Source organism: Chromobacterium sp. CCUG 76385, from assembly GCF_059916625.1.
Genome location: NZ_JAUCGU010000017.1, coordinates 24,428 through 47,172, shown reverse-complemented (window position 1 = coordinate 47,172; position 22,745 = coordinate 24,428). Strand labels below are relative to the sequence as shown.

General features: G+C 65.5%; 18 protein-coding genes. 16 read left to right on the top strand and 2 right to left on the bottom strand.

The window, feature by feature from the left end:
• The first annotated feature begins 89 nt into the window (after nt 1–89).
• From QUG01_RS12335 to QUG01_RS12275, 13 genes are all read left to right on the top strand, one after another.
• Entirely contained in the window at nt 90–1,829 is a 1,740-nt protein-coding gene (locus QUG01_RS12335) for an ABC transporter permease (protein ID WP_500830407.1), read from the top strand.
• Between the two features lie 10 nt (nt 1,830–1,839).
• Nucleotides 1,840–3,153 (top strand): ABC transporter ATP-binding protein, encoded by a 1,314-nt coding sequence (locus QUG01_RS12330; protein WP_500830406.1) that lies wholly within the window; start codon nt 1,840–1,842, stop codon nt 3,151–3,153.
• Nucleotides 3,154–3,267: 114 nt separating this feature from the next.
• Entirely contained in the window at nt 3,268–3,696 is a 429-nt protein-coding gene (locus QUG01_RS12325; protein ID WP_500830405.1) for a DUF721 domain-containing protein, read from the top strand.
• A 101-nt stretch (nt 3,697–3,797) separates the two neighbouring features.
• The gene (locus QUG01_RS12320; protein ID WP_500830404.1) at nt 3,798–5,453 is read left to right on the top strand and encodes an acid phosphatase; all 1,656 of its coding nucleotides are present in this window, start codon (nt 3,798–3,800) and stop codon (nt 5,451–5,453) included.
• A 96-nt stretch (nt 5,454–5,549) separates the two neighbouring features.
• On the top strand, nt 5,550–5,957 hold the full coding sequence (locus tag QUG01_RS12315) for a lysozyme inhibitor LprI family protein (RefSeq protein WP_500830403.1): 408 nt from the start codon (nt 5,550–5,552) through the stop codon (nt 5,955–5,957).
• An 85-nt stretch (nt 5,958–6,042) separates the two neighbouring features.
• On the top strand, nt 6,043–7,635 hold the full coding sequence (locus QUG01_RS12310; protein WP_500830402.1) for a mechanosensitive ion channel family protein: 1,593 nt from the start codon (nt 6,043–6,045) through the stop codon (nt 7,633–7,635).
• A 93-nt stretch (nt 7,636–7,728) separates the two neighbouring features.
• Nucleotides 7,729–8,988, top strand: a complete 1,260-nt coding sequence (locus QUG01_RS12305) for a glutamate-5-semialdehyde dehydrogenase (RefSeq protein ID WP_500830401.1) — start codon at nt 7,729–7,731, stop codon at nt 8,986–8,988.
• Nucleotides 8,989–9,132: 144 nt separating this feature from the next.
• Complete coding sequence (locus QUG01_RS12300; RefSeq protein ID WP_500830400.1) at nt 9,133–9,609, top strand: WbuC family cupin fold metalloprotein; 477 nt, start codon at nt 9,133–9,135, stop codon at nt 9,607–9,609.
• A gap of 94 nt (nt 9,610–9,703) precedes the next feature.
• Nucleotides 9,704–10,063 (top strand): hypothetical protein, encoded by a 360-nt coding sequence (locus QUG01_RS12295; protein WP_500830399.1) that lies wholly within the window; start codon nt 9,704–9,706, stop codon nt 10,061–10,063.
• A 226-nt stretch (nt 10,064–10,289) separates the two neighbouring features.
• Nucleotides 10,290–11,690, top strand: coding sequence for a DUF2252 domain-containing protein (locus QUG01_RS12290; protein WP_500830398.1), 1,401 nt, complete (start codon nt 10,290–10,292; stop codon nt 11,688–11,690).
• Between the two features lie 518 nt (nt 11,691–12,208).
• Complete coding sequence (locus QUG01_RS12285) at nt 12,209–13,816, top strand: methyl-accepting chemotaxis protein (protein ID WP_500830397.1); 1,608 nt, start codon at nt 12,209–12,211, stop codon at nt 13,814–13,816.
• A gap of 122 nt (nt 13,817–13,938) precedes the next feature.
• Entirely contained in the window at nt 13,939–15,288 is a 1,350-nt protein-coding gene (locus QUG01_RS12280; protein WP_500830396.1) for a glutamine synthetase family protein, read from the top strand.
• Between the two features lie 415 nt (nt 15,289–15,703).
• Nucleotides 15,704–16,180, top strand: coding sequence for a universal stress protein (locus QUG01_RS12275; RefSeq protein WP_071108667.1), 477 nt, complete (start codon nt 15,704–15,706; stop codon nt 16,178–16,180).
• A gap of 28 nt (nt 16,181–16,208) precedes the next feature.
• Here QUG01_RS12275 and QUG01_RS12270 read toward each other — a convergent pair whose 3' ends face one another.
• Entirely contained in the window at nt 16,209–16,955 is a 747-nt protein-coding gene (locus tag QUG01_RS12270; RefSeq protein WP_500830395.1) for a TlyA family RNA methyltransferase, read from the bottom strand.
• A gap of 378 nt (nt 16,956–17,333) precedes the next feature.
• Here QUG01_RS12270 and QUG01_RS12265 point away from each other — a divergent pair, with 378 nt between their 5' ends.
• The 3 genes from QUG01_RS12265 (at nt 17,334) to QUG01_RS12255 (ending at nt 20,251) form a co-directional block, all read left to right on the top strand.
• Entirely contained in the window at nt 17,334–18,866 is a 1,533-nt protein-coding gene (locus tag QUG01_RS12265; RefSeq protein ID WP_500830394.1) for a glycine betaine uptake BCCT transporter, read from the top strand.
• Nucleotides 18,867–18,932: 66 nt separating this feature from the next.
• Nucleotides 18,933–19,562: a YceH family protein gene (locus QUG01_RS12260; RefSeq protein ID WP_500830393.1), complete on the top strand. Its 630-nt coding sequence runs from the start codon at nt 18,933–18,935 to the stop codon at nt 19,560–19,562.
• Nucleotides 19,563–19,720: 158 nt separating this feature from the next.
• Nucleotides 19,721–20,251, top strand: coding sequence for a YfaZ family outer membrane protein (locus tag QUG01_RS12255; RefSeq protein ID WP_158248829.1), 531 nt, complete (start codon nt 19,721–19,723; stop codon nt 20,249–20,251).
• 329 nt (nt 20,252–20,580) lie between these two features.
• Here the strand turns inward: QUG01_RS12255 and QUG01_RS12250 are convergent, their stop codons facing one another.
• Entirely contained in the window at nt 20,581–22,602 is a 2,022-nt protein-coding gene (locus QUG01_RS12250) for a M13 family metallopeptidase (RefSeq protein ID WP_500830392.1), read from the bottom strand.
• Between the last annotated feature and the right edge of the window lie 143 nt (nt 22,603–22,745).

Below are 22,745 nucleotides of genomic sequence, written 5' to 3'. Positions count from 1 at the left end.
TTCCCGCGTCCGGCGCCCCAGCAAAAAACGGCCCGCTCGCCGCAAGGCCGCGGGCCACCGGAACAATCCTATAAAACCGGAGAGGCCTGATGACCACCGCCGTCCGCCACTTCATGCCCGCCACCGCCCGGCGGCTGATACCCAACCGCTGGGATTTGATCGCGTTTCCGCTGATCCTCGGCTTTTTATTGCTGGCCACTACCGGCATTCGCGCCACTTGGGCGCCGATCACCGCGCTGCAAACCATTCCCATCACGCTGGACCCCGGCCATCTGCCGGAATACGCGCTGCGCACCACCTTGCGCATGCTGGCGGCGATGGTCGCGGCGCTGGTCTTCACGCTGATCTACGGCACGCTGGCGGCCAAGAGCCGCCGCGCCGGCCTGCTGCTGGTGCCGATTCTGGACATCCTGCAATCGGTGCCGGTGCTCGGCTACATCTCGTTCACGGTGACCTTTTTCATCGCCCTGTTCCCTGGCCGCGTGCTGGGGGCGGAATGCGCGGCCATCTTCGCCATTTTCACCAGCCAGGCCTGGAACATGACCTTCAGCTTCTACCAGTCGCTGCGCACCGTGCCGCGCGATCTGCAGGAAGTGTCCGTCAATCTCCGGCTCAGCGGCTGGCAGAAGTTCTGGAAGCTGGAAGTGCCGTACGCCATGCCGGGCATGATTTGGAACATGATGATGAGCATGTCCGGCGGCTGGTTCTTCGTGGTCGCGTCCGAGGCCATCACCGTCGGCGACAAGACCGTCACCCTGCCGGGCGTCGGCTCGTATCTAGCGCTGGCGATCCAGAACAAGGACCTGGCGGCCGTGGGCTGGGTGATCCTGACCATGTCCATCGTGATCCTGATCTATGACCAGTTCCTGTTCCGTCCGCTGGTGGCCTGGGCCGACAAGTTCCGCCTGGAGGACACCGCCAGCCAGACGGCGCCGGAATCCTGGGTGCTGAACCTGATCCAGCGCACCCGCTCCATCCAGCAGCTGCTCAAGCCCTTCGGCAAGCTGATCCGCCGCATCGCCCACTTGCGCCTGAATTTCAGCCTGCCCAAGGGCATCCATTCGGAAGACCATACGCCGGTGTCGCGCGGCATCGATATGCTGTGGTGGGCGCTGGTCGCCGTGTTCGCCCTCTACAGCGCCAATCTGCTGGTGCATTTCATCGCCAAGGAGGTCGGTTTCTCCGAAGTGCTGCGGGTGTTCGGCCTGGGCCTGATCACCCTGCTGCGCGTGACGCTGCTGATCGTGCTGGCCTCGGTGGTCTGGGTGCCGCTGGGCGTGCTGATCGGTCTGCGTCCGGCCCTGGCGGAAAAAGTCCAGCCCTTGGCGCAGTTCCTGGCCGCCTTCCCGGCCAACCTGCTGTTCCCGGTGTTCGTGGTATTCATCGTCCACTTCAAGCTGAACCCGGACATCTGGCTGTCGCCGCTGATCGTGCTGGGCACCCAGTGGTACATCCTGTTCAATGTGATCGCCGGCGCCACGGCCTTTCCCAACGACTTCAAGGAAGCCGCCGTGAACTTCCGCATCCGCGGCTGGCAATGGTGGCGCCAAGTCATGCTGCCCGGCATTTTCCCGTACTACGTCACCGGCGCCATCACGGCGTCCGGCGGCGCCTGGAACGCCAGCATCGTGTCCGAATTCGTATCCTGGGGCGACGACAAGGTGGTGGCCCACGGCCTGGGCGCCTACATCGCGCAAACCACCGCCGCCGGCGACTACCCGAAGATCCTGCTCGGCATCGTCGCGATGTCGCTGTTCGTCGTCCTGTTCAACCGTTTGCTGTGGCGCCCGATGTACGCCATCGCCGAAAACAAACTCCGTCTCAACTAAGGGGGCAAGCATGACTCACGAAACCACCACCCTGGGACAAGAAATCTTCTCGCTGAAGAACGTCTGCCGCGGTTTCGCCAAGGGCGCCGATGAAATCCAGGTATTGGACGACGTCAACCTGACGCTGCGCGAAGGCGAGATCGTCGGCTTGCTGGGCCGCTCCGGCTCCGGCAAATCCACGCTGCTGCGCATCATCGCCGGCCTGATCCAGCAAAGCAGCGGCGACGTGAATTACCGCGGTAAACCATTGAAGGGCCCGGCTGAAGGCGTGGCCATGGTGTTTCAGACCTTCGCGCTGTTCCCGTGGCTGACCGTGCTGCAAAACGTGGAAGCCGGCCTGGAAGCGCTGGGCGTGGAGCCGAAGGAGCGCCGCAGGCGCGCGCTGGCCGCCATCGACCTGATCGGCCTGGACGGCTTTGAAAACGCCTACCCACGCGAGCTGTCCGGCGGCATGCGCCAGCGCGTCGGCTTCGCCCGCGCCCTGGTGGTGAACCCGACCCTGCTGCTGATGGACGAGCCGTTCTCCGCGCTGGACGTGCTGACCGCGGAAACGCTGCGCACCGACATGCTGGACCTGTGGAGCGAAGGCCAGCTGCCGATCAAGTCGGTGCTGATCGTCACCCACAATATCGAGGAAGCGGTATTCATGTGCGACCGCATCCTGGTGCTGTCATCCAATCCCGGCCGCGTGGTGGCCGAGATCAAGGTGCCGTTCCCGCACCGCCGCAACCGGCTGGACCCGGCCTTCCGCAAGATGGTGGACGACATCTACGCGCTGATGACCGCGCGCCGCAGCGCGCACACCATGCACAAGCTGCCGCTGGAAATCGGCAGCCATCTGACCGAGGTGTCGACCAACCTGATGGCCGGCCTGATCGAGGAAGTGGCGCAGGAACCGTACTTCGGCAAGGCCGACATGCCGGAAATCGCGGAAAAGCTGCGCCTGGAAGTGGACGATCTGTTCCCGGTGGCGGAAATCCTGGAGCACCTGGGCTTCGTCGAGCTGAAAGACGGCGACATCCTGCTGACCACCGCCGGCAAGCTGTTCGCCGACTACGGCACCCAGGAACGCAAGGTGCTGTTCGCCGAGCACCTGCTGCGCAATGTGCCCATGGCCGCCCACATCCGCAAGGTGCTGCAGGAACGGCCGGGCCAGCGCGCGCCACGCTTGCGTTTCGCCCAGGAGCTGGAGGATTCGCTGTCGGACGAGTCGGCCGAAGAAACGCTGGACACCGTGATCAGCTGGGGCCGCTACGCCGAAATCTTCTCCTACAACGACCACACCGAAACCTTCAGCCTGGAAGACGTGGAAGGCGGCCAGTAAGCCTGCCGGCCAGCCGAACGACGGGCGCCTCAGCGGCGCCTGTTTGGTTTGAGCGCAAGCCGACAGCCCGCGCGATGCTACAATACGGCATCAACCGCCCTCCCCTCTCGCCTCATGTCCGGACGACCGCTCAAAGACATCACCCGCCAGGACAGCCATCTGTCGCGGCTGACCGCCGCCGCGCAGGAGCTGATGGCGCTGGACCGCGCCTTCAAGAAGCTGATTCCGCCGGCGCTGGCGGAAGCCTGTCGCGCTGTGCGCATCCGCGACGACGAGCTGGTGCTGCATGCCGACAACGGCATCGTCGCCGCCCGGCTGCGCATGACGGCGCCCGGCCTGCTGCCGCAACTGGCGGAGCGCGGCTACCCGGCGTCCAAGGTCAAAGTGAAGGTGACGCTGCAACAGGCCCAACCCAAGCGGGCGAAGTGGCTGGCCATCAGCGAAAACGCGCTGGACGGCATGGAACAGGCGGCGGACTGCATCGGCAACCCTGAGGTCAAGCGCGCGCTGGCGCGGCTGATCGCCCATCATCGCCGCAGCTGAGCGGCTTATATAAAACGCCTAAACGCTTTCAGATGTTCATTGAAGCGGAGTAAAGTGTCGGCACTTTCCCATTCCAATCGCCAAGGATAGAGGACCCTGCCATGTCGGAACACGACCCGCTCAAACCCGCTCCCGAAACCACCCAGCCTCAAGACCCGTCGCGCCGCCGCCTGTTCGAAGGCTTGGCCGCCATCGGCGCCGCCAGCGTGCTGCCCGCCGCAGTCAGCGCGAGCGCGGAAGCCGCGCCGGCCGCCCACGGCCCGCTCGACGCCAAGCTGCGCCAGCATGTGAAAAACGTGGTGGTGATCTATCTGGAAAACCGCAGCTTCAACAACCTTTACGGCAACTTCCCCGGCGTCAAATATCCGCTGGCGCAAGCCCCGGCCGCCGCTTGCACCCAGCTGGACCGCGACGGCGCGCCGCTGAAAACCCTGCCCAAGATCTGGGGCGGCCTGGTGCAGCGCGGCCAGAACGTGGGCGGCAAATACTATCTGATCGACGAAAACGCCATCCAGAATCTGCCCAACGCCCCGTTCCCGCTGAAGGACGCCGATGGCCAGCTGCTGCCGGAAGGCGTGATCACCCGCGACCTGTGGCATCTGTTCTACCAGAACCAGATGCAGATCAACGGCGGCAAGAACGACCAGTTCGTCGCCTGGGCCGACTCCGGCGCGCTGGTGATGGGCTACTACAGCGAAACCGCCAAGAACCTGAATCAATGGAAGATCGCCCAGCAATACACGCTGTGCGACAACTTCTTCATGGCGGCTTTCGGCGGCTCCTACCTGAACCACCAGTTCCTGATCTCGGCCCGCACCCCGGAATACTTCAACGCCAAGGACACCGCGGCGGCCAAGAAGATCGCCGTGCTGGACGACGGCCCTCAAGGCTACAAACTGAAAGTGAAGCAGGCCACCTCGGCGATGGACGGCCCGCCGCAATTCGTCAACAACGGCGCCATCACGCCGGACGGCTACGCGGTCAACACCATGGCGCCGCCGTTCCAGCCCAGCTACATCAAGCCGGCCGAAGGCGGCGACAAGCGCTACGCCGATCCGGCCGACGCCAACACCCTGCCGCCGCAGACCTACGACACCATCGGCGACCTGCTGTCGCGCCAGGGCGTCAGCTGGGCCTGGTACGGCGGCGGCTGGCAAGCCGCGCTGGAAGGCAAGGGCGGACCGGATATCCCCAACTTCCAGTACCACCACCAACCGTTCAACTACTTCAAGAACTTCGCGCCCGGCACCCAGGCCCGCGAGAAACACCTGCGCGACGGCGGCCTGGGCGACAGCCCGATCAGCAACCGCTTCCTCGCCGACGTGGTGGCCGGCAAGCTGCCAGCGGTGACTTTCTACAAGCCGCAGGGCAACCTGAACATGCACGCCGGCTATTCCGACGTGGAAAGCGGCGACCGCCACGTGGCCAATGTGCTGCAGCACCTGATGAGCGGCCCGCAGTGGAAAAACATGGTGGTCATCATCACCCACGACGAAAACGGCGGCTGGTGGGACCACGTGGCGCCGCCCAAGGGCGACCGCTGGGGTCCGGGCAGCCGCATTCCGGCCATCGTGGTGTCGCCGTTCGCCAAGAAAGGCCATGTCGACCACACCTTCTACGACACCACCTCCATCATCCGCTTCATCAGCCGCCTGCACGGCCTGCCGGAGCTGGAGGGCGTCAAGCTGCGCAACCAAGCCTTCCGAGAACGCGGCGCGCAGCCGCCGGGCGACCTGACCGGCGCGCTGGCGCTGTGATCGGGCGCGGCCGCGTGCCGCGCCGGCCCGCCCGTCTGCTATAGTGCATCCGCCCCCGCTGCCGGGGGCGTTTTTCCTTTGTACAGGCATATCGTCATGACCCTACGCACCACCCTGTCCAGCGCCCTGCTGCTGGGCCTGCTGTCTTCCCCCGCCCTCGCCTGCGGCGACGAGGCCGCGCAGTACAGCGGCGACTACGACCAGTGCATGAACCAGGCCGCCTCCACCGCTTCCATGCTGAACTGCATCGCCGCCGAGCACGCGCGCCAGGACAAGCTGCTGAACGACAATTACCAGAAGCTGATGGCCCAGCTGTCGGCCAAGCGCAAATCCCGGCTGCTGGCGGCGCAGCGGCTGTGGCTGCAATATCGCGACGCCAACTGCCAGGCCTATGTCGATCCGGACGGCGGCAGCTCCGAAGCGCTGGTCGGCGCCGACTGCGCGCTGCGCGCCACCGCCGAACGCGCGGCCGAACTAGCCAAGATGCAGCCGGAAAACCACTGAGCATGCCTCTGCGGCGGTGGCTGTGCGATGATATAGGCATCGCCGGCCCCTCCGGGCCGCTGCGTATCCTGACACCGGAGACGCCATGGCCCTGATCCGTTTCTGTCTATTGTTGATGCTGTGCCTGCCGGCGCTGGCCGCCGAGCCGCGCGCCAATCCCTCGCCCCAGGACAGCGCCCGCACGCTGGAGCTGGAAAACCAGCCCGTCTTCGTCTTCCAGGCGGAGCAGGCGGGCCTGACGCCGGAGCAGCGCCTGCAACGCACGCTGCAGCGCATCCGCGGGCTGGACGACGAAGACCTGAAGCAGACCGTGCGGTATCAGCCGCTGGCCGATCCGCGCCTGCGCGGCATGGCGCTGAGCATCAACGGCAAGCCGCTCTTGACCATCCTGGGCGACGATCTCGACCCCGGCGACCAACTGACGCTGGAACAGGCGGCCGCGCGGGTGCAGGCGCGGCTCAACGGCCTGCGCCAGGCGGCGCTGGAGCAGCGGTCGCCGGAACAAATCGCCACATCCACCCTGCTGGCGCTGCTGGCCAGCGCGCTGTTCGTCGCCGCGCTGGCGCTGATCGCCCGCATCCGCTCCGCCTCGCGCGGCAGATTGGCGCGGCAGCCTATCGGCCGCCTGCCTTGGCTGTCCGGCCGCTTCGACGTGGTCCGCTTCCTGCGCGCGGCGGAGTGCCAGCTGGTGGACATCACTGCGCTGCTGTCGGCGCTGGTCGCCGGCTATGTCTGGCTCAGCTATACCCTCAGCCGCTTCCCCGCCACCCGCCCGCTGGGACGCAAACTCGGCCAATCGTTCTGGCAGTTGCTGTCAACCATCGTCGACGACATCCTGTCCGCCCTGCCCGGCCTCGCCACCGTGGCGGTGATCTTCTTGTTGACCCGGCTGGCCAACCGCGCGCTGACGCTGCTGTTCGGCGCGGTGGAGCGCGGCCAGCTGGAACTGCCCGGCCTGCACGCGGAGACGGTAGGCGCCACCCGTCGGCTGGCGGCGGTGGTGCTGTGGTTGTTCGCGCTGATCGTCGCCTACCCCTACCTGCCGGGAGCGGGCAGCGACGCCTTCAAGGGCGTCAGCGTGTTCTTCGGCCTGATGGTCACCTTGGGTTCGGCCGGCCTGATGAACCATGCGATGAGCGGACTGGTGCTGATCTACGCCCGCGCCTTCCGCCCCGGCGACTATGTCCGGATAGGCGAGGTGGAGGGCACGGTCAGCGAGCTGTCCACGCTGTCGACCAAGCTGATCACCGGGCAGGGCTATGAAATCACCATTCCCAACGCCGTGACGGTGGGCGGCCGCGTCAGCAACTACAGCCGGCACCACGCCACGGCCGGCGCGATGATCGCCACCCGCGTCACCATAGGCTACGACACGCCATGGCGGCAGGTGGAGGCGCTGCTGGAGCTGGCGGCGCGCCGCACGCCCGGCATCGATCCGGCCTGCCCGCCGCAGGTGCGCAAGCTGGCGCTGCAAGATTTCTATATCGAATACGAACTGCAGGCCAAAGCCCTGCCGGACGCCCAATCGCCGCAGCTGCGCGACGCGCTGCACGGCCAGATACTGGACGCGTTCAACGAGTTCGGCGTGCAGATCATGTCGCCGCACTTCGTCGAGCAGCCGGCCGCTCAGGTCGTCGTGCCGCCGGCGCGCTGGCGAGAGCCGCCTGCCGGACAATAACCAATCCCGCCCATCCGGGCGGCTGGCCCGAGGCCCGGCTTTGGTTTAAGCTGCAAACAATTCGTAAATCGACAGCATGCAGGGCCATCCGCCATGAACGTGAAAGAATACATGCAGCAACTGGGCAAGGCCGCGCGCAAAGCGTCGCGGCTGCTGGCCCGCGCCGAAACGCAACAGAAGAACGCCGCCCTCTTGGCCATCGCCGACGCCATCGTCCGCGATCAGGACACGCTGCTGGCGGCAAACCGACAAGACTTGGACGCCGCGCGCCGGGCCGGCCTGGACGCCGCCATGCTGGACCGCCTGACGCTGAGCGCCAAGGGCGTGCTGGCGATGGCCGACGGCCTGCGCCAGATCGCCGCGCTGCCGGACCCGGTAGGCGAGGTCAGCGAGATGAGCTACCGCCCGTCCGGGATCCAGCTGGGCAAGATGCGGGTGCCGCTGGGCGTGGTCGGCATCATTTACGAGGCCCGCCCCAATGTCACCGCCGACGCCGCAGGCCTGTGCCTGAAGTCCGGCAACGCCACCATTCTGCGCGGCGGCTCGGAGGCGTTTCACAGCAACCAGGCCATCGCCGCCTGCGTGCACGAGGGCCTGCGCGTGGCCGGCCTGCCGGCCGAGGCGGTGCAGGTGCTGGAAACCACCGATCGCGCCGCGGTGGGCGAACTGATCGCCATGCCGGAATACGTGGACGTGATCGTGCCGCGCGGCGGCAAGGGCCTGATCGCCCGCATCAGCGCCGAAGCGCGCGTGCCGGTGATCAAGCATCTGGACGGCAACTGCCATGTCTACATCGACGACACCGCCAATCCGGACAAGGCGTTCGACATCGCGCTGAACGCCAAGACCCACCGCTACGGCACCTGCAACACCATGGAAACGCTGCTGGTGCACGCGGCCTTCGCCGAATTCATGCTGCCGCGCCTGGCCGACGCTTATTGGGAGAAAGGCGTGGAACTTCGCGGCTGCGAGCGCACGCGCATCATCCTGGGCGACAAGGTGATCGCCGCCAGCGAAGACGACTGGGCCACCGAATACCTGGCGCCGATTCTGGCGGTGCGCGTGGTGAAAGACATGGACGACGCCATCGAGCACATCAATCATTGGGGCAGCCACCACACCGACGCCATCGTCACCGAGGACTATGGCCGCGCCCGCCGCTTCCTGCGCGAGGTGGACTCCGCCAGCGTGATGGTCAACGCCTCCACCCGCTTCGCCGACGGCTTCGAATACGGCCTGGGCGCGGAAATCGGCATCTCCACCGACAAAATCCACGCCCGCGGCCCGGTCGGCCTGACCGGCCTGACCAGCCAGAAGTGGATCGTGCTGGGAGATGGGCAGATCCGGCAGTAAAAACCAAGCAAGAGGCCAGCGCCCTCGGCGCTGCCGCCTCGAATCCGTGCGCGGAGATGGCCAGACTGGTCAAGCCGCGCCCGCCAGGACACGCCAGCCGTTTCGCGCCATAATCGCGCTTTGTTATCCCGCTGGCTCCATAAAATGAAAACCTTGACCCAACAAGACCTGGCCGACCTGTCGGCCAAAGCTGCCTGTGCGCCGCGCCTGCGCGCCCACCACAATCTGCACGAACAGCTGGACGATGGCATACAGCGGCTGGCCATCGCCATGGAGCCGGACACCTATGTCCGCCCGCACCGCCATCCGGGCAGCCCGGAGCTGCTGATCGTGCTGAACGGCGCGCTGGACTGGATAGAGTTCGATGCCGCCGGCGAAACCGTCGTCGCCCGCCATCGCTTGGGCGAAGGCGGCGCGCGCGTGTTCGAGATGGCGGCCGACACTTGGCATTCAGTGGTTTCGCTGCAGCCGGGCACCGTGGTGTTCGAAGTCAAACGCGGACCGTATCAGCCGATACCGCCAGGCGATCTGGCAGCCTGGGCGCCGGCGGAAGGCGATGCCCGCGTCGCAGACATGCTGGCTTTCCTGCGCGGCTGCCAACCGGGCGAACGCTTCGCGTAACATCGCTTAACACTTGCCGCCGCCGTCGCCGGAACCAGCGGCGGCGGCATGGGCACCAACCGGCATCGTCAATCACCATCCGATGCCACGCCCGATGTCCAAGTTGCGCCTGTTTTCCGTTCTATCTGTTCTGCTAATCAGCGCGCTGCAGCCGCTGCGCGCGGCGCCCGCCAACCCTGATCTCGCCTCCCGCCACACGCCGGCCCAGGTAACCGACTGCCTGCAGCAAGGGCTGCGCAAACTGCATATTCCGCCCGACTTCATCGAGCGCGTGGACGCCAGCGACGGCAGCCACAGCCTGCGCATGCGCAATCCGCAGAGCGACGCCTCCGGCACGGCGGTGGAGATCCTGCCCAACGGCGACGGCAGCAAGCTTAACGTGGAATTGAACGGCTTGCCGCTGAGCCCGGCATGGAAACGTCTATTGCGGCAATGCGGCGCCACACCGCTGTGAATAACTTGCTTATCCCGCGAACCGCTGTGGACAATCTGGATAAGCTGGGAAAACCCTGTGCAAAAAGTGGCCAAACACTGTGCACAAAGCGACTCATCCACAAGAGGCTGTGCATAATGTGGATAAATCGAGAACAAGCTGTGGGCAACGCTGACCGTTTTCAGACCTAAAGCCGATGCCGGAACGGTTACACTATTCCTCATCGCCCAAGCCATGGACCTGCCCGATGCCTAATGCCCCGCACCGCAAATACGAACAACACTACGCCGACGGCAAGGCGCGCCGTCAGCAATGCTCTCGCACCCGCCAGGCGGAATGCACCCTGGCACCCAAGCGCGACGTGGTGGCGCTGGTGGAATCGACTTCCATCGGCCGCGTGCCGGCGCTGGCGCCCTTGCGCTACGCCCGCATGCATGCCTCGCCGTTCGCCTTTTTCCGCGGCATGGCGATGATCCAGGCCGCAGACCTGGCTGCCAGCCCGAATAGCGGCATCAGCCTGCAAATCTGCGGCGACGCGCATTTGATGAATTTCGGCTTCTTCGCCTCGCCGGAACGGCAGCTGGTCTTCGACATCAACGATTTCGACGAAACCCACCCCGGTCCGTGGGAATGGGATGTCAAACGGCTGGCGGTCAGCCTGGTGCTGGCCTCGCGCAGCCGCGGCTTCAGCGCCGCCACCGCGCGCGAAACCGTGCTGCGGCTGTGCGGCACCTATCGCCGCCGCCTGCACGCCTTCTCCCAGATGAGCCAGCTGGACCTGTGGTACTGCCGCGTCGGCTTCGAGCAATTGCTGGCGCAAGCGTCCGACGAAGGCATGCGCCAGCAACTGATGAAAGTGGCCGACAAGGCGCGCAGCCAGACCCAGGAACGCCTGCTGCCCAAGATGACCGAGAACGAGGACGGCGTCTTGCGGCTGCGCGACAATCCGCCGGTGATCTTCCATCTGGACGACCACGACAGCCCGCTGGCCGCCTGCGACGACTGGCTGGGCGATGACAGCCTGGCCAAGGTGCAGGGCATGTTGAACCACTACATCGCCACCCTGAAGGAAGACCGCCGCGAACTGCTGCAACGCTTCCGCCTGGTGGACGTGGCGTTCAAAGTGGTCGGCGTCGGCAGCGTCGGCACCCGTTGCCTGGTGCTGCTGCTGCAGGACGACTACGACCAGCCGCTGTTCCTGCAATTGAAGGAGGCGCGCGCCTCGGTGCTGGAGCCGTTCACCCAGCAATGCGTGCATGGCAATCAGGGCAAGCGCGTGGTGTTCGGCCAGCGGCTGATGCAGGCCACCAGCGATTTGTTCCTGGGCTGGACCCACAGCGCGGACGACCGCCACTTCTATATGCGCCAGCTGCGCGACATGAAGGGCGCGCCGGCGCTGGAAACCTTCGCCAACGGCGACGAACTGGCCAGCTACGGCCAAGCCTGCGCCTGGACGCTGGCGCGCGCGCATGCCAAGTCAGGCGGCTGCGCCGCCGAGATCGCCGGCTACCTGGGCGAATCCGACAAGTTCGATCAGGCCCTGGCCGACTACGCCGTGGCCTATGCCGATCAGGTGGAAAAGGACTACGCCTTGTTCGACGCCGCCATCAAGAGCGGCCGCCTGCCCTGCGCGGCAGAAACGCGCTAGGCCATCGGGCCTTGGCTGCAAGGCCGTCTGCGCCCGCATCGCGGACGGCCTTGCGATGGCGCTTTGTCGCCGCCTGTTCGCGGCGGCGATATGGCTAGGGGCTGTTGACGTTTGGTGAGTGGATCGCGTTTGAGCCGATTTGGGCCGGAAGCAAGGCGCGCAGTCCGACGCATAGTCATTCTATGCAAGGGCTGGGCAACACGGCTTCCGGCCCAAAGCGGCCAAACCCGCAGGGCCGGGTGCCTTTCGCGCCGACTCTTCGTTGTTCCGCGCTGGCAGAGAATGACTATGCGGCGCGCGAAACGCCTCGATTCGTCGCAAAACGCATCCCGGCGCGACCGCCCACCAAACGTCAACAGCCCCTAGCCGTCAGGGAAAGTTCCAATGTTGATATTTGCGCTCTGAGCTAGACTGTAACAACGAAAAAGCATAATTCAGTCGCGTGCCGCGCCGCCGTCCGGCGGAAGCGGACGCACGGCCCATCCTGCGGTCGGTTCCCTTGCTCAAGAGTGTCGAACATGCAGCTAAATACTCGCCTGATCATCATCATCGTCTCCAGCCTGGTCGCGCTGCTGGGCCTTTCCACCGTCGCCCTGCTGTCTACCCGCGCCACCCTGCATCAGGAAAAGCGCGAGCAAATCGTGCACCTGCTGAAAATGGCCGAGAACACCCTGAGCCATTTCCAACAGCTGGAAACCCAGGGCATGCCGCGCGCCGAGGCGCAAAAGCAGGCCATCGCCGCGCTCTCGGCGATGAAAGTCGATGACATCTATTTCTTCGGCCGCAACCAAGAACATACCGTGCTGTTCCACCCCAGCAAGGCCCGCGTCGGCAAGGTGGACATGGGCAGCAAGCTGCCGGATGGCCGCACCACGGTGCAAGCCTATGAAGACGCGATGCAGCAGGACCACTATGGCGTGCTGGTGATCCAGACCAAGCGCGGCAGCGGCAGCGAGGAGTTCCCCAAGCTGAACGGCGTGTTCCGCTTCGACCCCTGGGGCTGGACCGTCGGCACCGGCATCTTCATCGACGACATCGACCAGCTGTTCTGGAGCGAAGCGCGCCGCTTGCTGCTGGTGGCGGTGCTGTGCGTGGTGGTGCTAGGCGTGCTGGTGGGTTGGATGTCGCGCTCGATACTGCAGTCGCTGGGCGGCGAGCCGCGTTATGCCGCCGAGGTGGTGAAGGCCATCTCCGACGGCGACCTCAGCGTGGACATTCAGGTCAAGGGCGATGGCGACAGCCTGCTCGGCGCCATGCGCGACATGCGCGGCAAGCTGCGCGGCATGATAGAGGAAATCGGCCGCGCCAGCGCCAGCATCAACCAGTCCTGCCACCAGCTGACGCGCGACATGGACAAGGTGCATGAGGTATCCGGCATCGCCAGCTCGTCCACCACCTCGGCCGCCGCCGCCATCGAGCAGCTATCGGTCAGCATAGACCACGTCAGCGCCAGCACCCGCGACACCGAAACCGGCGCCCGCGACACCGCCGAGCTGGCGCGCCAGGGCCAGACGCTGGCCGGCGACGCCGCCGAAGGCATCCGCCGCATTGCCGACCAGGTGCATGGCGCCAGCGACATGGTGGCGCAGCTGGCCGAGCGCAGCCGCAGCATCAGCAGCATCGCCGAGACCATACGCGACATCGCCAACCAGACCAATCTGCTGGCGCTGAACGCGGCCATCGAGGCGGCGCGCGCCGGCGAGATGGGCCGCGGTTTCGCCGTGGTGGCCGACGAGGTGCGTAAACTGGCCGAACGCACCGCCAGCGCCACCGATGAGATCAGCAGCATCGTGCAGGCGGTCATCGACGAGACCGGCAATGTCTCCGGCCGCATGGACGAGATCCGCCCGGCGGTGCAGTCCGGCGTAGAGCAGGTCAAGCAGGCGGCCGACACGCTGCAAGCCATCAGCCAACAGGCCAGCAGCGCGCTGGAAAATGTCCACAATGTGGTGGTGGCGATGGGCGAGCAGAGCCAGGCCGGCACCAATATCGCCGGCAATGTCGAGCAGGTGGCCGGCGTGGTGGAGGAAACGCAGAACTCGGTCAGCCACGCGGTGGAGGCGGTGCGCGCCATCGATCAGCAGGCCGCCAACCTGCAGCAAACCGTCGGCCGTTTCCGCCTGTAGGCAGCAAGACACTTGCCGCCGCCGTTGCGGCTGGCATAATGGTTGCGGGCAAACGCTCCATGACAGCAAGAAGAAAAACTGAGGACAGACAGGAACCCCAGCACGCTTCAGTGGAGAAAAGTATGTCTGATGCCCGCATGCCGGCAGGCCTCATCGAATGGCTGCAACAGAGCAAGGCGAGAGATGTCGAACTCGCCTTCGCCGACGTACACGGTTTCCCCCGTGGCAAGACGCTGCCCGCTCCCGCCTTCATCAAAGGGCAGCAGCTGCGCATCGCCCGCGCGGTACCGCTGCAAAGCTGTGTCGGCGAATTCCCCGACTACAGCTTCTATGGCGAACACGATCCGGACGTCACCCTGCTGCCGGATTACGATACCCTGCGTCTGGTCCCCTGGGCCAAGACGCCGCGCGCGCTGGTGATCTGCGATTGCGTCGACCACGACGGCAGCCTGTCGCCGCTGGCGCCGCGCTCCGTGCTGAAACAGCTGCTGGCGCGCTACGCCGCCCGCGGCTGGACGCCCATCGTCGCCCCGGAGCTGGAGTTTTACCTGTTCGCCGCCCATGGCGATCCGGCCCAGCCGTTCCAGCCGCCGGCGCTGCCCTGCGGCCGCCGCGAAACCGGCTTCGACGCCTTCGGCTTCTCCGCCCTGGGAGAACTGGAAGCGTTCTTCGACGACCTCTACCGCGCCTGCGAGGTATTGGGCATCGCCACCGATACCTGCGTCCACGAGATGGGCCCCAGCCAGTTCGAGATCAATCTGAAGCACGGCGACGCGCTGCAGCTGGCCGACCACACCTTCCTGTTCAAGACCGCGCTGAAGGAAACCGCCCATCGCCACGGCCTGAGCGCGGTATGCATGGCCAAGCCGCTGTCCGGCCAGCCCGGCAGCTCCATGCACCTGCACCAGAGCGTGGTGGACCGCCGCGGCGCCAATGTATTCAGCCAGGCCGACGGCTCGGCCAGCCCGGCCTTCTTCGGCTTCATCGCCGGCCTGCAGCGCTTCCTGCCGCAACTGATGCCGCTGTTCTGCCCCAACCCCAACTCCTACCGCCGCTTCGTCAAGGGCATGGCGGCGCCGGTCAATCTGAGCTGGGGCCTGGACAACCGCTCGGTCGGCCTGAGGGTGCCGGTATCGGGGCCGGAGGCGCGCCGGGTGGAGAACCGCCTGCCCGGCTGCGACGCCAACCCCTATCTGGCGCTGGCCGCCAGCCTGGGCGCCGGCCTGGCCGGCATCGAACAAGGCCTGACGCCGGACGAAGCGGCGCATGGCAATGTGTTCAAGCAGCAGGCCGCCAGCCTGCCGTCCACGCTGGACGCAGCCTGCGCCGCCATGGCGGCCGGCGATGCGGCCGAAGCCCTGTTCGGCGCCGATTTTTGCCGCGCCTATCTGGCGGTGAAGGAGGTGGAGCTGAACGACTACCACCGCCAGATCACCAGTTGGGAGCGGCAGTACTTGGGGTTCTTGGTCTGACCGACTCCGCCAGCCGCCGATGAGATCGACGGAGTCCGCTGCGCGGACGATGATTTTCAAGGCGGTTCCGCCCGCCGGACGTGTCAGGGGGCTGTCTCGCCAGCCCCCTGACCACCCCAGGCGACCCCGACGGCCCGAGAAACCCCGACGAAACAGTCTTGCGCCAGGCGCCGCCGATCAAAAAGCGGCGGCTTAACTTCCCCTGTCGCAAAACTGTTTCGCCGGGGTTTCTCGGGCCGAAGGGGGAGGGGCGCGCGTCGACAGCGCGGCTTATCCACAGGCATCCCTCGCCATCCAGGGGTTTTCGTTTCATTGCTTTGGATCAACACCCGCGCTCGCCCCGCAAGACAAGGCCCGCCATGCCGCGGTATGCTGAAGTCATCCCACCAAGCAGATGTATGCCAAGGAGCCGCCGATGTACAGCCACATCATCGCCGCGATAGACGGCAGCAATAATTCCGACAAGGCCTTGAACGAGGCCATCCGCCTGGCGAAATTCGCCGATTCCCGCCTGACCCTGATCCATATCGCCAGCCTGCGCGACCTGGCCGTGGACAGCCTGGGCGTCTACGCCGGCGACCCGGGCTACGACCTGGTGCTGAAGCAGGGCGAGGAAGCGCTGGCGCGCGCGCAGCAGATCGCCCGCAACGCCGGCCTGACCAATGTGGTCAGCCATATGGAAAAAAGCTGGGAAGGCGGCCATGACCTGGCCGACCTGTTGCTGGGCTATGCCCGCTCGCAGCAAGCCAGCCTGATCGTATTGGGCACGCACGGCCGCAGCGGCCTGGCCCATCTGTTCCTGGGCAGCTTCGCCGAAGACGTGCTGCGCCGCAGCCACTTGCCGCTCTTGGTGGTGCGCAGCCAGGACGACGACGACATCAGCGTCGATTAAGCCCGCCTTGCGCGGGCCGTTTCTGGTTTCAGCGGCGGACGGCGTGGACGAAGAACTCGTGATTGCCGTCGCCGCCCTTGATCGGGCTGTCGAACCAGGCCAGCACCTGCATGTTCTGCTCGGCCAACACCCGGTTAATCTTGTCCTGCACCAGCGGGTAAAGGCTCTCGTCGCGGACGATGCCGCCCTTGGACAAGCCCTCGCGTCCCACCTCGAACTGCGGCTTGACCAGGTTGAGCAAGCGGCCGCCCGGCTTCAGCAGCGGCAAGGCCGAGGGCAGCGCCAGGCTCAGCGAGATGAAGGACACGTCGCACACCATCAGGTCGAAGCCGTCGCCGTCGTTGGCTGCCAACAGCGCCGCGTGATCCAGCGCGCGGGCGTTGACGCCCTCGAAGTAGCGCACCCTGGCGTCCTCTCGCAGCCTGGCGTGCAATTGCTCGTGCCCCACATCCACCCCTACCACCCGGCGCGCGCCGGACTGCAGCAGGCAGTCGGTAAAGCCGCCAGTGGACTGGCCCACATCCAGCGCGCTCCAGCCGGCCACGGCGAGGCCGGCCGCCGCCAAGGCGCCCTGCATCTTCAGGCCGCCGCGCGAGACGAAACGGTCGGCCTCGTCGGCCACGATGTCGAATGCCTCATTCGCCGGGAATTTCTGACTGGGCTTGCCGACTACCTGTCCCCGGCAGCTGACGCGGCCGGCGGCAATCAGGTTCTGCGCCGCCGTGCGCGACGCGGCAAGTCCTTGTTCCACCAGCAAAACATCCACTCGAATCATGTCCACTCCCGGCCAGGGCCGTCCCATAAACGCGACAGGTTGGCGAAGCCGGCGCGGGCTGTCAAGCCGCTCCGCGCCGCGCCGCGCCGCGCCGCCCGGCAGGCGGAATCGCGCCCGCCAGGTTTACAATAAAATGCTAATGGTGCTAGTCTAAAAATCAACAAGCTGATTTTATTCATGAATTCCGCACGATAGCCATCCAGCCGCGATCCAGCTTGCCGCCATAAACAGCAAGCTTATGAATCCGTGCTGACGCTATCCATCCCGCGCCCGCCAAGCGGGCGTCCATGGCGCTCCCCATGAGCCGCCCGTCTTTCCATTTCCAGCGGCGCGCGCCTCGCGCGAGGCCGTGCCGCGCCGCCACGCATAGGAGTATTGATGGTCTTACGCCTGTCGCTATTGCTAACCGTATTATTCGCGCTGTGGGGCGTCGTCGCCCCGGAGCACATGACCCATACCGCCTCGCAGTGGTTGAGCTTCACCATTTCCCGCTTCGGCTGGTTCTACCTGATGTCGGTGTTCGGCTTCCTGGTGTTCGCGCTGTACCTGGCCTTCGGCCGCTTCGGCCACATCCGCCTGGGCAAGGAGGACGACGAACCGGAATTTTCGCGCATGAGCTGGTTCTCCATGTTGTTTTCCGCCGGCATGGGCATCGGCCTGGTGTTCTGGGGCGTGGCCGAGCCGCTGTCCCACTTCGCCACGCCGGCCAGCGCGTCCACCGCGCCGGAATCGGCCGAAGCCGCGCGCCTGGCGATGCGCCATGTGTTCTTCCACTGGGGCCTGCATCCATGGGCGGTATACAGCCTGACCGCGCTGGCCCTGGCCTACTTCAAGTTCAACCGCGGCCAGAGGGGGCTGATCAGCGCGGCCTTCCGTCCGCTGCTGGGCAAGCGGGTCGATGGCCCCATCGGCACCGCCATCGATGTGCTGGCGGTGCTGGCCACCGTGTTCGGCGTGGCCACCACGCTGGGCTTCGGCGCGCTGCAGATCGAAAGCGGCATGCAGATGCTGTTCGGCATCGCGCCTTCGGACTGGCTGACCGTGGCCATCGTGGTCATCGCCACCGCGCTGTTCCTGCTGTCGTCGCTGACCGGCCTGTCGCGCGGCATCAAGTGGCTGTCCAATCTGAACATCGTGCTGGCCATCCTGCTGTTCCTGGCTGTGGTGCTGCTCGGCCCCACCGGCTTCATCTTCGATACCTTCACCACCACGCTGGGCGATTATCTGGGCAATCTGACCAGCAGCAGCCTGCGCATGTCGCCGTTCAGCCAGGGCACCTGGATGGCCAACTGGACGCTGTTCTACTGGGCATGGTGGGTCACCTGGGCGCCGTTCGTCGGCATGTTCATCGCCCGCGTCTCGCGCGGCCGCACCATACGCGAATTCATGGTCGGCGTGCTGCTGGTGCCGGCGCTGGCCAGCTTTGTCTGGTTCTCCGCCTTCGGCGGCACCGCGCTGGACATGCAATTGTTCGGCGGCGTCGATCTGGTCGGCGCGGTGAAGCATGACGTCTCCACCGCCTTGTACGTGATGTTCGAGCAACTGCCGGGCGGCCATGTCCTGTCCTTGCTGGCCATGCTGCTGGTGATCATCTTCTTCATCACCTCGGCCGATTCGGCCACCTTCGTGCTGGGCATGTTCACCAGCGGCGGCAGCCTGAATCCCAGCCACCGCCTCAAGCTGATCTGGGGCGTGCTGCTGGCCGCCATCGCGCTGGTGCTGCTGCAAAGCGGCGGCCTGAAAGCGCTGCAGGCGGTGCTGATCGTCAGCGCGCTGCCCTTCATGCTGATCATGATAGGCATGGCGGTGTCGCTGTACCGCGCGCTGGATGAGGAGGAGCGTGACGGCCGCCGCCGCGAGATCCGCCGCCTGCGCCAGCTGGAAGCGCTGGAAAAACGGCAGCAGAATTGAGCGCATGGCGGGACGAACGGCCGATTTGCTGCCATCATCACGCTATCGTCTTGCCATGGAGAAGATATGGACACGCATCAACTAGACCCGGCCGAAGTGCGCGTGCTGGGCGCGCTGGCGGAAAAGCAAGCGCTGACGCCGGACGCCTACCCGATGACGCTGAACGGCCTGTCCAGCGCCTGCAACCAGCTGACCAGCCGCGAACCGGTGATGCAGCTGTCCGAGGCCGACATCAGCGCGGCGCTGGATGCGCTGATCGCCAAGAAGCTGGTGGCCGAGCGCATGCCGGCCGGCAGCCGGGTGGCCAAGTACGAGCATAGGCTCAACTACGAGTGGAATATCGAAGGCGCCAAGCTGGCCGCGCTGGCCATGCTGATGCTGCGCGGCGCGCAGACCACCGCCGAAATCCGCACCCGCTCCGGCCGCCTGTACACCTTCTCCGGCGTGGAGGAAGTGGAAACCGCGCTGAACGCGCTGGCTGACAAGTATCCGCCGCTGGTGATGAAGCTGGAGCGTCAGCCCGGCGAGCGCGAGGCGCGCTGGTGCCATCTACTGTCCGGCGAGCCCCAAGCCGCGCCGGCGCCGTCGTGCGAAGTGATAGACGTGGGCCTGACTGGCCGCGTGGCCGCGCTGGAGGCCGAAGTGGCGGCGCTGAAGGCCATGGTGCTGTCGCTGGAGCAGCGGCTGAACAGCTGAGTCCAGCCTCGGCAACGGTCCCGCCCCCAAGCCCGGTCCTACCGGGCTTTTTTGTATTGCGCGGCCGTAAACCGCAACGGCGGCCATGCCGTTCAATGAACTTGTTTTTTAGAAATTGGTCACTATCTCTTGCGTCTGAACCCAACAGGAATTACCGCATGAAGCATTTCGCACTCGCGCTGGCCTTGGCTGGCCTGGCCGGCGGCGCCCACGCCGCCGATTACATCGCCGGTTTCGGCAACGGCACGCAGCAATTCCAGCGCACGCCGGACGGCTTCGGCATCGGCCTGAATCTGGATTACCTGCGCGACGACCACAAAGGCAGCGCCGGCGGCGCCGGCCTGGAATTCGCGCTGCCGCTCGGCCCGCTGACGGTAGCCGCCGGCGGCAAGCTGATGGCGCTGTCGCCGGACAGCGGCTCCGCCACCGCCACGCTGATCGGCGGCCGCGCCAGCTTCAATGTCTCGCCCAAGATCAAGCTGTTCGGCCAAGCCTATTACGCGCCCAGCAGCTTCGCCAGCGGCAGCGTCAACCGCGTCAACGACTACGCCGCCGGCGTGCGCTGGAACGCGTTCGGCCCGCTCAGCGTGGAGGCAGGCTACCGCTACTTCGACGTCCGCCGCGACGACGACAGCCGCAGCCGCCGGCTGGCCGACGGCGTCTATCTGGGCGCCGGCTTGAGCTTCTGAGCCTAGGGGCTGTCGACGTTTGGTGAGCGGTCGCGCCGGGATGCGTTTTGCGACGAATCGAGGCGTTTCGCGCGCCGCATAGTCATTCTCTGCCAGCGCGGAACAACGAAGAGTCGGCGCGAAAGGCGCCCGGCCCTGCGGGTTTGGCCGCTTTGGGCCGGAAGCCACGTTGCCCAGCCCTTGCATAGAATGACTATGCGTCGGACTGCGCGCCTTGCTTCCGGCCCAAATCGGCTCAAACGCGATCCACTTACCAAACGTCAACAGCCCCTAGCGGCCAGCCAGGAAAAACGGCAGCTCGCGCTGCCGTTTTTCATTGCCCCATCGACTCACCACCACAAATGGAAACGCTGCTCCGGCGGCAGATACATCTTGTCGCCGGGCATCACGCCGAAAGCCTGGTAGAACGGGTCCAGATTGCTGACGGTGCCGATCGGCCGCCAGATATCCGGCGTATGCGGGTCGGACACCAGTTGCTGCACCGTGGCCGCGTCTCGGCTCTTGCTGCGCCAGGACTGGGCGAAAGCGATGAAGAAGCGCTGGTCGCCGGTCAAGCCGTCGATCACCGGCGCGTCCTTGCCGCCCAGGGCGATCTGGTAGGCCTTGTAGGCGATTTCCAGGCCGGCGTTGTCGGCAATGTTCTCGCCCAGCGTCAGCTCGCCGTTGACGCGGTGGCCCTTCACCGGCTCGAAAGCGCTGTACTGTTTGACCAGTCGGGCCGTCACTTGCTTGAAGTGCTTCTCGTCGGCCGGCGTCCACCAGTTGCGCATATTGCCGTCGCCGTCGAACTGGTGGCCCTGGTCGTCGAAGCCATGGCTGATCTCGTGGCCGATGGTGGCGCCGATGCTGCCGTAATTGACCGCCAGATCGAAACGGGGATCGAAGTAAGGCGACTGCAGGATGGCCGCCGGGAACACGATCTCGTTATTGGCGGCGTTGTAATAGGCGTTGACCGTCTGCGGCGTCATGCCCCATTCGGCGCGATCGACCGGCTGGCCCAGCCGCTTGGCGTCGCGCAGGTAGTTGAACGCGCTGATGCGCGCCACGTTGCCGGCCAGATCGTCGGCCTTGATCTCCAGCGCGGAGTAGTCGCGCCACTTGTCCGGGTAGCCTATCTTCAGCATGTACTTGGACAGCTTGGCGTGGGCCTCCTGCTTGGTGGCCGGCTCCATCCAATCCAGCGTGTCTATGCTCTGGTCGTAGGCCTTCAGCAGGTTGTGCACCAGCTCGTCAGCCTGGCGCTTGGCCTCGGGCGTGAAATACTTCTCGACGTACAGCTTGCCCACCGCCTCGCCCAAGCCATCGTTGACCAGGGTCACCGCTTTCTTCCAGCGCGGCCGGTCCGCGCCGCGGCCAGCAAGCGCCTTGCCGTAGAAGTCGAAATGCGCGGCCACCCAGGGTTGGTCCAGGTAAGGCGAGTACACGTCCAGCGTGCGCAGCGTCAGATAATCGCGCAGCACCGCCGGCGGCGTATGCGCCAGCAAGCCGGACAGTTTGGCCAGATAGCTCGGCTGGTCCAGATTGACATGCGTGGCGGCGGACAACTGCGCGCCGGCCAATAAGCGCGTCCAGTCATAACCGGGCAAGGTCTTGGGCAAGTCAGCCACGGCCACCTTGTTATAGGTCTTTTGGATGTCGCGGTTCTCGACATTGCTCCACTGGATGCGCGCCAGCTTGTCTTCCAGCGCGTAGACCGCCTTGGCGCGGCGCTCGGCATGCTTCTCGCCTGCCAAAGTGAGCAGCTTGCCCAGATAACGCTGATACGCCTGGCGCGCCTTGGCGAAGTCTGCCGATTTGCTGAGGTAGTAATCCCGTTCCATCCCCAGGCCGGACTGGTTCACCCCGGCCAGATAAACCGAAGAGTTCTTCGGGTCCTGCCCCACATAGAAGCGGAACGGCGTGTCTACCAGCTGCGTCTGCAAGCCGGCCATATACGCCACCGCCTGCTGCGCGGAAGCCAAGCCGGCAATCTCGTCCAGCTGGGCGCGCAAGGCGCTCAGCCCCCGCTTGGCGATGGCGGCCTCGTCCATGAAGCTGCGATACAGGTCCGCTACCTTGCGGCCTTCGGCCGTGGCGGCATCGGCGTGCTCGATGATGTCGCGTACGCGCTGCTGGTTCAGGTCGTACAGATATTCGGCTACGCCGGTGGACGAGCGCTCGGCCGGGATCTCGGCCCGTTTCATCCAGGCGCCGTTGGCGTACAGCGAGATGTTGTCCTGGATGCGCACCGAGTGGTCGATGCCCTTCAGGTCTATGCCATAGGCGCCATAATCGAGTTCTTGAGCCGATCCGGCCCAGGCCGCCTGCAGGCTCAACAACATAACCAGCGGCAACCATTTCTTCGTTTGCATGCGTTCTCCCTTGTTTCAATCGCTTCTATGCAAACGTCAATCATAGTGATTCCACACCTCCAGCACCACACTCCCGCCTGCGGCCATCCAGCCGAGCCACCCCTGGCATTAACAATAATTAACAAACTCAGCCTCGATAGCCT

Coding starts and splice junctions, on each gene's coding strand:
- QUG01_RS12335 (WP_500830407.1), top strand. CDS start 90: ATGACCACCGCCGTCCGCCACTTCATGCCCGCCACCGCCCGGCGGCTG.
- QUG01_RS12330 (WP_500830406.1), top strand. CDS start 1,840: ATGACTCACGAAACCACCACCCTGGGACAAGAAATCTTCTCGCTGAAG.
- QUG01_RS12325 (WP_500830405.1), top strand. CDS start 3,268: ATGTCCGGACGACCGCTCAAAGACATCACCCGCCAGGACAGCCATCTG.
- QUG01_RS12320 (WP_500830404.1), top strand. CDS start 3,798: ATGTCGGAACACGACCCGCTCAAACCCGCTCCCGAAACCACCCAGCCT.
- QUG01_RS12315 (WP_500830403.1), top strand. CDS start 5,550: ATGACCCTACGCACCACCCTGTCCAGCGCCCTGCTGCTGGGCCTGCTG.
- QUG01_RS12310 (WP_500830402.1), top strand. CDS start 6,043: ATGGCCCTGATCCGTTTCTGTCTATTGTTGATGCTGTGCCTGCCGGCG.
- QUG01_RS12305 (WP_500830401.1), top strand. CDS start 7,729: ATGAACGTGAAAGAATACATGCAGCAACTGGGCAAGGCCGCGCGCAAA.
- QUG01_RS12300 (WP_500830400.1), top strand. CDS start 9,133: ATGAAAACCTTGACCCAACAAGACCTGGCCGACCTGTCGGCCAAAGCT.
- QUG01_RS12295 (WP_500830399.1), top strand. CDS start 9,704: ATGTCCAAGTTGCGCCTGTTTTCCGTTCTATCTGTTCTGCTAATCAGC.
- QUG01_RS12290 (WP_500830398.1), top strand. CDS start 10,290: ATGCCTAATGCCCCGCACCGCAAATACGAACAACACTACGCCGACGGC.
- QUG01_RS12285 (WP_500830397.1), top strand. CDS start 12,209: ATGCAGCTAAATACTCGCCTGATCATCATCATCGTCTCCAGCCTGGTC.
- QUG01_RS12280 (WP_500830396.1), top strand. CDS start 13,939: ATGTCTGATGCCCGCATGCCGGCAGGCCTCATCGAATGGCTGCAACAG.
- QUG01_RS12275 (WP_071108667.1), top strand. CDS start 15,704: ATGTACAGCCACATCATCGCCGCGATAGACGGCAGCAATAATTCCGAC.
- QUG01_RS12270 (WP_500830395.1), bottom strand. CDS start 16,955: ATGATTCGAGTGGATGTTTTGCTGGTGGAACAAGGACTTGCCGCGTCG.
- QUG01_RS12265 (WP_500830394.1), top strand. CDS start 17,334: ATGGTCTTACGCCTGTCGCTATTGCTAACCGTATTATTCGCGCTGTGG.
- QUG01_RS12260 (WP_500830393.1), top strand. CDS start 18,933: ATGGACACGCATCAACTAGACCCGGCCGAAGTGCGCGTGCTGGGCGCG.
- QUG01_RS12255 (WP_158248829.1), top strand. CDS start 19,721: ATGAAGCATTTCGCACTCGCGCTGGCCTTGGCTGGCCTGGCCGGCGGC.
- QUG01_RS12250 (WP_500830392.1), bottom strand. CDS start 22,602: ATGCAAACGAAGAAATGGTTGCCGCTGGTTATGTTGTTGAGCCTGCAG.